Origin of the sequence: Protofrankia sp. CiP1_Cm_nod1, from assembly GCF_920888515.1 — a bacterium.
Lineage (GTDB): Bacteria > Actinomycetota > Actinomycetes > Frankiales > Frankiaceae > Protofrankia.
Map to the genome: position 1 here is coordinate 1 of NZ_CAKKTM010000408.1, position 9,347 is coordinate 9,347.

Annotated in this window: 9 protein-coding genes; all 9 read right to left on the bottom strand. The window is 71.4% G+C overall.

Features of this window, described 5'->3' with window-relative positions:
* Positions 1 to 116: 116 nt before the first annotated feature.
* On the bottom strand, positions 117 to 572 hold the full coding sequence (locus NBX02_RS18430) for an RrF2 family transcriptional regulator (protein ID WP_250286088.1): 456 nt from the start codon (positions 570 to 572) through the stop codon (positions 117 to 119).
* A 21-nt stretch (positions 573 to 593) separates the two neighbouring features.
* Entirely contained in the window at positions 594 to 1,490 is an 897-nt protein-coding gene (locus NBX02_RS18435; RefSeq protein WP_250286087.1) for an ABC transporter permease, read from the bottom strand.
* Positions 1,480 to 2,241, bottom strand: a complete 762-nt coding sequence (locus NBX02_RS18440; protein ID WP_250286086.1) for an ABC transporter ATP-binding protein — start codon at positions 2,239 to 2,241, stop codon at positions 1,480 to 1,482. Before NBX02_RS18440 ends, NBX02_RS18435 begins: the two co-directional genes overlap by 11 nt.
* 34 nt (positions 2,242 to 2,275) lie before the next feature.
* A complete protein-coding gene (locus tag NBX02_RS18445) occupies positions 2,276 to 3,349 on the bottom strand; it encodes an ABC transporter substrate-binding protein (protein WP_250286085.1) in 1,074 nt (357 codons plus the stop codon).
* A gap of 228 nt (positions 3,350 to 3,577) precedes the next feature.
* Positions 3,578 to 4,429 carry a GNAT family N-acetyltransferase gene (locus NBX02_RS18450; protein ID WP_250286089.1) on the bottom strand — a complete coding sequence of 284 codons (852 nt, stop codon included), beginning with the start codon at positions 4,427 to 4,429 and terminating at the stop codon, positions 3,578 to 3,580.
* An 18-nt stretch (positions 4,430 to 4,447) separates the two neighbouring features.
* On the bottom strand, positions 4,448 to 5,599 hold the full coding sequence (gene ispG, locus NBX02_RS18455) for a flavodoxin-dependent (E)-4-hydroxy-3-methylbut-2-enyl-diphosphate synthase (protein WP_250286084.1): 1,152 nt from the start codon (positions 5,597 to 5,599) through the stop codon (positions 4,448 to 4,450).
* A gap of 127 nt (positions 5,600 to 5,726) precedes the next feature.
* Positions 5,727 to 6,920, bottom strand: coding sequence for a M50 family metallopeptidase (locus NBX02_RS18460; RefSeq protein ID WP_250286083.1), 1,194 nt, complete (start codon positions 6,918 to 6,920; stop codon positions 5,727 to 5,729).
* 76 nt (positions 6,921 to 6,996) lie between these two features.
* Positions 6,997 to 8,232, bottom strand: coding sequence for a 1-deoxy-D-xylulose-5-phosphate reductoisomerase (gene dxr, locus NBX02_RS18465; protein ID WP_250286082.1), 1,236 nt, complete (start codon positions 8,230 to 8,232; stop codon positions 6,997 to 6,999).
* Positions 8,233 to 8,409: 177 nt separating this feature from the next.
* On the bottom strand, positions 8,410 to 9,347 hold a 938-nt coding region (locus NBX02_RS18470), incomplete at its 5' end, for a PHB depolymerase family esterase (protein WP_250292401.1).

Below are 9,347 nucleotides of genomic sequence, written 5' to 3' on the forward strand. Positions count from 1 at the left end.
CTGGTGGTCGACGTGCTGGCGGGCACGGCGGTGCGCGGCCAGCAGGCGCGCCTCGCCGCGGGCCAGCCGGTGGAGCGGGCCGTCCGGGCGCTGCCCGGCGTCTGAGGACGCGGGCTTCAGCGGCCGACCCAGGCGTCACGGTCCTGGCCGAGCTCGCCGACGATCGGGGGCAGGCGGCCGCTGGCGATGTCGGCGAGCGTCACCTCGTCAAGGACCCGGCGTATGCTGACCCGCACGGCGATCCACACCTCCTGGAGATGTTTGGCGGCGCCTTCGTACACCGCCTCCTCCGGCCGGCGGCCCCGGACGCTGGCCAGTGGGCCGTCGGTGGCCCGGATGACCATCGCCACGGTGATCTCGTTCGCCGGCCGGCAGAGCCGGTAGCCGCCGTCGGCCCCTCGCCGGCTGAGCACCAGGCCGCTGCGGCGCAGGTCGGTGAGGATGTTCTCCAGGAAGCGCAGCGGCAGATCCTGCGCGGTCGCCAGCGTCTCACCCTTGACGAGGCCGCCGTTGGACGCGGCCAGGGTGAGCAACGCACGCAGGGCATAGTCGGCTCGCGCGGAGATCTGCATGCACCCATCTTGCCGGATCACTCAGCGTGACTGAGGCGGCAGCAGCCCCCGGCGGGCGCGCAGCCGGCGGTCGCCGGCGTTGAAGGCGGCGTCCACCAGCACCCCGATGATGAAGATCGTCATCATCATCGCCAGCACACCCACCGTGTCCAGCAGCTGCCGGCTGTCCTCCAGGTCCGAGCCGATGGAGGGATGGCCGGGGACGACGACGAGCAGCTCGCCGGCCATCAGGCTGCGCCAGGCGAACGCCCAGCCCTGCTTGAGCCCGGCCAGCACCGACGGCAGGGCCGCCGGTGCCACCACCAGCCGGTAGAGCTGCAGGCCACGCGCTCCCATGGTCCGGCCGAGCCTGGTCAGCAGGGGCGGGACGTAGTCGATGCCGCTGATGACACCGTTGGCGATCGACGGCGCCGCGCCGAGCACGACGACGAAGAGGATCGCGGACTCGGTGAGCTTGAACAGCATGATCGCCAGCGGGAACCAGACGATGGACGGCATGGTCTGCAGCGCCGTGATGAACGACCCGACCGCGGAGCGCAGCAGGGAGAACCGGGCCACGGCCACACCGACGATCCCGCCGATGAGGATGGCCAGCGCGTACCCGGCCACGGCCCGCTGCAGGGTGCGGGCTGCGGCCGACCAGAAGTCACCGGTGGTGACCCTCTCGGCCAGGTCCGACAGGGCCTCGCCCGGGCCGGGCAGCACATAGGAGGGCTTCCAGCCGCTCCACACCACGACCTGCCACAGCAGCAGGAAGATGACGACCGCGCCCAGCTTCGGCCAGGTCGCCGACCAGATCCTCAGCGCGCGCGGGGGACGGGGCTCGACGGCCGTCTCGAGGGCGTCGAGCCCGGCGAGCGCGGCGTCGACGTCGGCGGCCACATCGGCGTCGGACGCGACCGTGGCCTCAGTGGCCATGGCGGACCACCTCCTCACGCAGCCGGTCGGTGATGGCCACGGCCAGCGCGGCCACGTCGGGCGAGTCGATACGGCGGGGACGCGGCAGCCCGACGTCGAAGATCTCGGCCACCCGCCCCGGCCGGCTCGACAGCAGCACGACACGGTCGCCGAGGCGCACCGCCTCCCGCACGTCGTGGGTGACGAACAGGATGGTCACGCCGGTCTCCCGCCAGATCCGTTCCAGCTCGTCGTGCAGCAGGTCGCGCGTCATCGCGTCGAGCGCGCCGAAGGGCTCGTCCATGCACAGCACGTCCGCCTCCTGGGCGAACGCCCTGGCGAGGCTGACCCGCTGGCGCATGCCGCCGGAGAGCTCGTGCGGACGCTTGTCGGCCAGGCCGGCGAGACGCACCAGCCTGAGCAGCTCCTCGACCCGGGCCTTCCGGTCGGCCCGGGGGACGCCGCGGATCCTCATCGGCAGGGCGACGTTCCCCCCGGCGGTCAGCCACGGCAGCAGCGCCGAGTCCTGGAACATCAGCCCGACCTGGCGGCCGCCCACGTCGACCGTGCCGGACGTGGGCCGGTCGATGCCGGCGAGGATGCCCAGCAGTGTCGACTTCCCACAGCCGGAGGCGCCCAGCAGACAGACGAACTCCCCCGGCCGGGCGTCGAAGGAGACGTTGTCGAGTGCGTGGACGCGGTGTGAGCCGGACCCGAAGACCCGGCTCACACCGTCGATCCGGACCGCGCTCGCGTCGATGACAGCGGTCACTGGAAGCTGCTCCCTGCTCCTCCGGAAGGTGTAGCTACTGCGCGGCCACCGACGGCTTGCCGCTAGCCGTCAGCAGCGCGTTCACGGCCGTGAGATCGAAAATGCCGTTCAGGTCGGCCTTGGGCAGCAGGCCGAGCTCGGTCGCGTGATCGGCCGAGGCGACCAGCGACGACGCGACCGGGTCGACCGTGAACGTCAGGCGCTTCCAGGCCGGCTCGATGACGGCGTCGGCCAACGGCTTGCCGGACAGCTTCGCCAGCCCCTGGTTGGTCACGTCCCGGCCCTTGACCGGGTCGGCGTTGAGGGCGTCGACCGAGGCGGCGTTCGCCTCCACCAGACGCCTGACGATCTCGGGGTTGCTCTTGAGGTAGTCGGTGCGCACCAGCAGCAGCGTGGTGACGAACCTGCCGCCGGGCCATTCCGTCGCCTCGTCGACCAGCAGCTTCCCGCCGTCGGAGACCAGCCGGGACAGGGTCGGCTCGGGCACCCACGCGCCGTCGATGGCACCGGACTTGAAGGCGTCCACCGTGACCGTGTTGTCCTGCGGACGGATCTGGACGTCACCGCCGCCGCTCTTGTCGGTGGCCAGGCCGTGCTGCTTGAGGTAGTAGCGCAGGGCCACGTCCTGGGTGTTGCCCAGGCTCGGGCTGGCGATCGTCCTGCCCCGCAGCTGCTCGACCGAGGTGATGCCGCTCTTCACCACCAGCCCGGCGCCGCCGGAGGTCACCCCCGAGATGATCCGGACGGCCTCGCCCTTGGACTTGGTGAAGGTGTTGACCGCCGGGTTCGGCCCGATATAGGTGGCGTCCAGCGCACCGGAAATGAGCGCCTCGGATGCCTGGACGCCCGAGTTGAACGTCGAGGTCTGCAGTTTCACGCCCGGGCCGAGCTTCTGCGCGAAGATGCCCTGATCGATGCCGTAAACGGCGGGTGCGTGGGTGAGGTTGGGAAAATAACCGAGCCGCAGGGTGCCGGTCGGGCTGCCGCCGGTGTTGGCGGGCGTGACGGTCTTGTCGTCTCCCCCGCTCGAGCAGGCCGCCAGTGCCAACGCCAGCGCGCCGGCCGTGAGCAGTGGCGTGACCCGGCGCCACAGCCTCCTCGAGGACATGAGCCTTCCCTCCACCGTGGCAGCACACAGCGCCACGAAATTCGATAGAAGTGGTTGAGAAGGAGAGGATGCCAGACTTACGACAAGGTCGCCATCCCGGCTCTTTGTTCACAGAAACGATTGGAAAACAGCCGGTGGGGACTCGGCAGCGGACAGCCAGAACAGGCGGCCGGCGGACCGCCTGGAACAGACATCAGGAACAGACGGTCAGAAATCAGGAGCGGACGGTCAGAAAAGGATCGACGCGAAGGTCCCGGCCCGGTGGAAGCCCACCCGGTCGTAGGCCCGGCGGGCGGCATGGTTGTACTCGTTGACGTAGAGGCTCACCACGGGCGCGAGGGTGGCCTGCGCCAGCGCCACGACGCTGGCCGTGCCCGCCGTCCCGATCCCCCTGCCTCGCAGCTCCGGGGCCACCCAGACCCCCTGGATCTGGCAGACGTCCCCGGCGACCGCGCCGATCTCGGCTTTGAACACCACGCGCCCGTCCTCGATACGGGCGAAGGAACGGCGCTGGTTGACGAACTCGGCGACCCGGGCCCGGTAGAGCGCGCCGCCGCCGTCACGGACCGGGGACACCCCGATCTCCTCGGTGAACATCGCCACGCACGCCGGCAGCAGCACGTCCAGCTCGTCCGGCCGCACCTGGCGGACGGCCGGATCCGGAGCGGCCGCGGGCGGACCGGAGATCGCCAGCAGCGGCTGGTCCGCCCTGACCTCGCGGGCCGGCCCCCAGCCCGGTTCCAGGTGCCGCCACATCGCCAGCACCGTCTCGGCCACCCCGACGATCGAGGAACACCGGCGGCCCTGGCGACGGGCCCGTTCGGCGAACACCTTCGCCGACGCCGGGCCCGCCGCCACGGGCCAGAGGTTCGCCCCCGAATAGCACAGCGCGGCCAGCCTGCCGTCGACCACATGGCCCCACATCTGCGCCCCGAGCCGCCAGGGAGCGAGCCCGCACACCTGCACGCGGGAGGCGACGAACACGTCGGCGATCGGGTTACGTGCCAGCACCTCCCGCACCGCCGGCAGGTCGTGGTCGTCGAGCAGGCGGATGGGAGCGGAACGCAGCGGCAGGCCCATGGTCACGAGTATTCGAGGTTAGCTGGCCGAAACCGACGGTTCACCGGAAACGCCGTCAGCCTCCAGTTCCTCGGCCAGCCGCATGGCCTCCTCGATGAGGGTCTCCACGATCTGGGCCTCGGGCACGGTCTTGATGACCTTGCCCCGGACGAAGATCTGGCCCTTGCCGTTGCCCGAGGCCACCCCGAGATCGGCCTCGCGCGCCTCACCGGGGCCGTTGACCACGCAGCCCATGACAGCGACCCGCAGCGGCACGGTCAGCCCGTCCAGCCCGGCGCTGACCTCCTCGGCCAGCTTGTACACGTCGACCTGGGCACGGCCGCAGGACGGGCAGGAGACGATCTCCAGAGTGCGCTGCCGCAGGCCCAGGGACTCCAGGATCCCGATACCGACCTTGACCTCCTCGACCGGGGGCGCGGACAGCGAGACCCGCAGCGTGTCCCCGATGCCCTCGGACAGCAGTGCGCCGAAGGCCACCGCCGACTTGATCGTGCCCTGGAACGCCGGGCCCGCCTCGGTGACCCCGAGGTGCAGCGGGTAGTCGCAGCGCTGCGCCAGCAGCCGGTACGCCTGGACCATCACGACCGGGTCGTGGTGCTTCACGGAGATCTTGATGTCGGTGAAGCCGTGCTCCTCGAACAGGGAGCACTCCCACAGCGCCGACTCCACCAGCGCTTCGGGGGTGGCCCGCCCGTACTTGGCCAGCAGGCGCTTGTCCAGCGAGCCCGCGTTGACCCCGATACGGATCGGGGTGCCGGCGTCGATGGCGGCCCGGGCGATCTCCCCGACCTTGTCGTCGAACTCCTTGATGTTCCCGGGGTTGACGCGGACGGCGGCACAGCCGGCGCTGATCGCCGCGAACACGTACTTCGGCTGGAAGTGGATGTCGGCGATCACCGGGATCGGCGACTTCTTCGCGATGGCGGGCAGCGCGTCCGCGTCGTCCTGGCTGGGGACGGCCACCCGCACGATCTGGCAGCCGGCCGCGGTCAGCTGCGCGATCTGCTGCAGGGTGGCGTTGACATCGGAGGTGAGCGTCGTGGTCATGGACTGGACGGAGACGGGCGCGTCCCCGCCGACCGGCACGTTGCCGACGCGAATCTGCCGGCTGCGGCGCCGGGAGGCAATCGAGAGGGCCGGCGCCTCAGGCATGCCGAGAGTTACGGTCACGATGTCCTCACTGGCGTGTCGATGGTCACGAAGGTCAGAAACTGGACGAAAGTCACGAGGTGTTACCACTCGCCGGTTTCCGGATATCGGCGGCGTAAAAAGTTCTGATCACACCCTCGTTGACCGGCTAGTTGAATCTGATCGGGTTGATGATGTCGGCGAACAGGATGAGCAGGCTCAGTAGGGCGAAGGAGGCGACCATTACATACGCCGCGAACATGAGCTTCGCAAGATCGACACGTTTGGTCGGGCCCCGGTAGCCGGCGAGCCTGCGCACACCGTGGCGGGCCTGTTCGAAACCGAGCACCGCCAGGTGCCCACCGTCGAGCGGGAACAGCGGCAGCAGGTTGAACAGGCCGACCGCCAGGTTGACCCCGGCTACGAGAACGATGAAGTCGCCTATCCGCTGGCTCGCGGAGGAGTCCGGGGCGGACAGCAGCTCACCACCGACGCGGGCCGCGCCGACCACACCGACCAGCCCGTTGGGGTCGCGGTCGGGGCTGAACAGGTTCGTGAGCTCGCCGAGCCGGTGGGTGAGCGTGTCGTACATGCCGGTGACACCGCCGCCCATGACGCTCAGGGTCTTCGGCACGGCCGAGACCGGGTTGTACCGGACGGTCTCGTAGCCCTGTGCGATCCCGATCGCCCCGACGGGGTCGTTGCCGGCGAGCCCGGTCTGCCGGTCACGCATGACCGAGACCAGCTCCGGGTACAGCGTGACGGTCCGGCCGGCGCGCTCGACCACCAGGGGCGCGGCCCCCGCGCCGTGGGCGCGGATGAGGCGGGTGAACTGGTTCCAGCTGGTGACCGGCGTGCCGTCGAAGCTGACCACCCGGTCGCCCGCGCGCACGCCCGCGCGTTCGGCCGGCCCGGCCGGCGCGCCCGGGGCGCACCCGTTCGCCACCGGCACGCAGACCGTCCTGCCGACCGTGTTCTCGCTGGGGCGTGAGGTGCCCAGCGCCAGCAGCACGCCGTAGATCAGTACCAGCGCGATGACGAAGTGCATGAACGACCCGGCCACCAGCACGACGGCCCGCTGGTGGGCCGGCCGGGTGTGGAACGCCCGGTGGGCGTCGGCCGGGTCGATCTCCTCGAGCGGGGTCATCCCCTCGATCTTGACGAACCCGCCGACCGGCAGCGCCTTGATGCCGTACTCGGTCTCGCCCCGGGTGCGCGACCACAGGGTGGGGCCGAACCCGACGAAGAACTTCGACGCCTTCATACCGTAGTGACGGGCCGTCATGAAATGGCCGGCCTCGTGCAACAGGATCGAGACGAGCAGTGCCAGCGCGAACGCGACAATGCCGACTGCGTTGGTCATGGTGCGCTCACGCCCCGATCACAGCACTACACGCTTCTACTGGGTACCTCTCGGTCACGAAGGCATCACGTCTCGATCAGGCTCCTTGATCGATGAGGGAGCGCACCCGGGCGCGCGCGTCCCGCTCGGTGTCCAGGACCTCGTCCAGGCTCGGACGCTGCACCACGGTGTGCGCCGTGACCACCTCGGCCACCACGTCGACGATGCGCACGAAGGGCAGCCGGTGGTCGAGGAAGGCCGCCACCGCCTCCTCGTTGGCGGCGTTGAAGACGGCCGGCGCGGTCCCCCCGCGACGGCCGGCCTCGCGTGCGAGGTCGACGGCGGGGAACACCGTGGCGTCCAGCGGCTCGAAGGTCAGCGACTGCGCCCGGCGCCAGTCCATCGGGGCCTGGGCGTGCGGCACCCGGTCGGGCCAGCCGAGCGCGAGGGCGATCGGCAGCCGCATATCCGGCGGGGAGACCTGGGCGAGCGTGGATCCGTCGGTGAACTCGACCATCGAGTGCACCAGCGACTGCGGGTGGACGACCACGTCGATGTCGTCGTAGGGCACGCCGAAGAACAGGTGCGCCTCGATCAGCTCGAGGCCCTTGTTCATCAGGGTGGCCGAGTTGATCGTGACGAGCGGGCCCATGTCCCACGTCGGGTGCGCCAGGGCCTGCTCGGGTGTCACCTCGCCCAGCTGCTCACGGGTACGGCCACGGAACGGCCCACCGCTCGCGGTCAGGACGAGCTTGCGCACCTCGGCGGCCCGGCCGCCGCGCAGGCACTGGGCGAGCGCGGAGTGCTCGGAGTCCACCGGGACGAGCCGGGACGGGTCGCCGCCGAGGGCGTCGAGCACCAGCGGGCCACCGGCGACGAGCGACTCCTTGTTGGCCAGGGCCACCGTGCGGCCCGCCCGCAGCGCCGCGAGCGTCGGGGCGAGGCCCACCGACCCGGTGATGCCGTTGAGAACGACGTCGGACGGCCAGGCGGCGACCTCCGTGGCGCCGTCCGGCCCGGTGAGGATCTTCGGGATGGCGTACTCGCCGCGCCGGAAGCCCCGCCGGGAGGCCTCCGCGTAGAAGGCGAGCTGGAGGTCCTGCGCGGCGGAGGCACGGGCCACGCCCACCGCCTCGACGCCCAGCTCCAGCGCCTGGGCGGCCAGCAGGTCGACCCTGCCGCCGCCGCCGGTGAGCGCCACCACGCGGAACCGGTCGGGATTGCGTTTCACCACATCGATGGCCTGGGTCCCGATGGAACCGGTCGAACCGAGCAGGACAACCTCACGCGGGGACGGTGACTCGACCACGTGGACCATTGTCGCAGGCGTCATCCGGCTACGACGACACCTGTTCGCATGCCGACACCCGGCCCTGCCTGGGCAGGACCATCCGCGCCCGGAAGAGGGCGGCGGTCACCGTCGATATGGCATTTGTCATAGCCGCTGCCATAGCCGCGGCCTGTCGTCCCGGGTATCCCGATTTCCCGGACGCGGGGTTACCAGAAGTAGTCATCCGCCCGGCGGGGTGGTGGCCGGCGCCGGCTGCGGATGCCCCCGGAAGTAGGCCAGAGCGACCTCCGAGGCGCTGAACCGCGCGCGGGCCGCTCCGCTGGGCGGGTCGGCGTCGGGGTCCGGCCAGACGTGCCCGCCGCCCTGCACCGCCAGCAGGCCCACGTCACGCCCGCCCGGGCAGGCCGTGTAGATCAGCCGCCGCAGGGCGAGCGACCTGGTGTCGTCGATCCAGGGGGCCGCCGGGCCGCAGCCCACGAAGCCGGCGTAGCGGTCCAGCCTGGCCTGCACCGGCTCGGCTGCGCCGCCCTCCAGCGGCGTCACCGGGTCGCTCGCGCCGTGGATGGCCAGCAGGCTCGGTGCCGGGGAGGCGCAGGTGGCGGGCACAGCGGCGAAGGCCACCGGTACCACCGCGGCGAACACGCCGGGCAGCGCGCAGGCCGCGGCCACCGCCATGTCCGCGCCGTCCGCGAGGCCGGTGGCGAAGACCCGCCGGGCGTCCAGGCACATCCGCGCGGTCAGGTCGCCGACGAGCGCGGTCACGAAGGCCACGTCGTCCGGGCCGGCCGCGGGGCCGCGGGCGGAGTTCCACTTCCCGGCCACGCCGTCCGGGATGGCCACCGCGTAACCGGACCTGGCGCCGGCCTGGCCCAGATGGGTGTAGCCCTCCACCGCGGCGGCGTTCTCCCCGGCGGCGTGGAAGACGACGATCAGCGGGAGTGGTCTGGCCGGGGTGCTCACGGGGGGGACGGCAAGCTGATAACCACGGGTGTCCGCGCCGACCCGCAGCGTCTGATTGCTCGATCCGGCCGGGATGCTCTTGCCGGACACGCATCCGCTCACCACAGCCGGTGACGCCGACGCCCGCGGCGTACCGGCGCCAGCGCCGGCTCTGGCGCCGCCGACGGCCCCCGGCAGCACGCTGGCGGCGTCAGGGC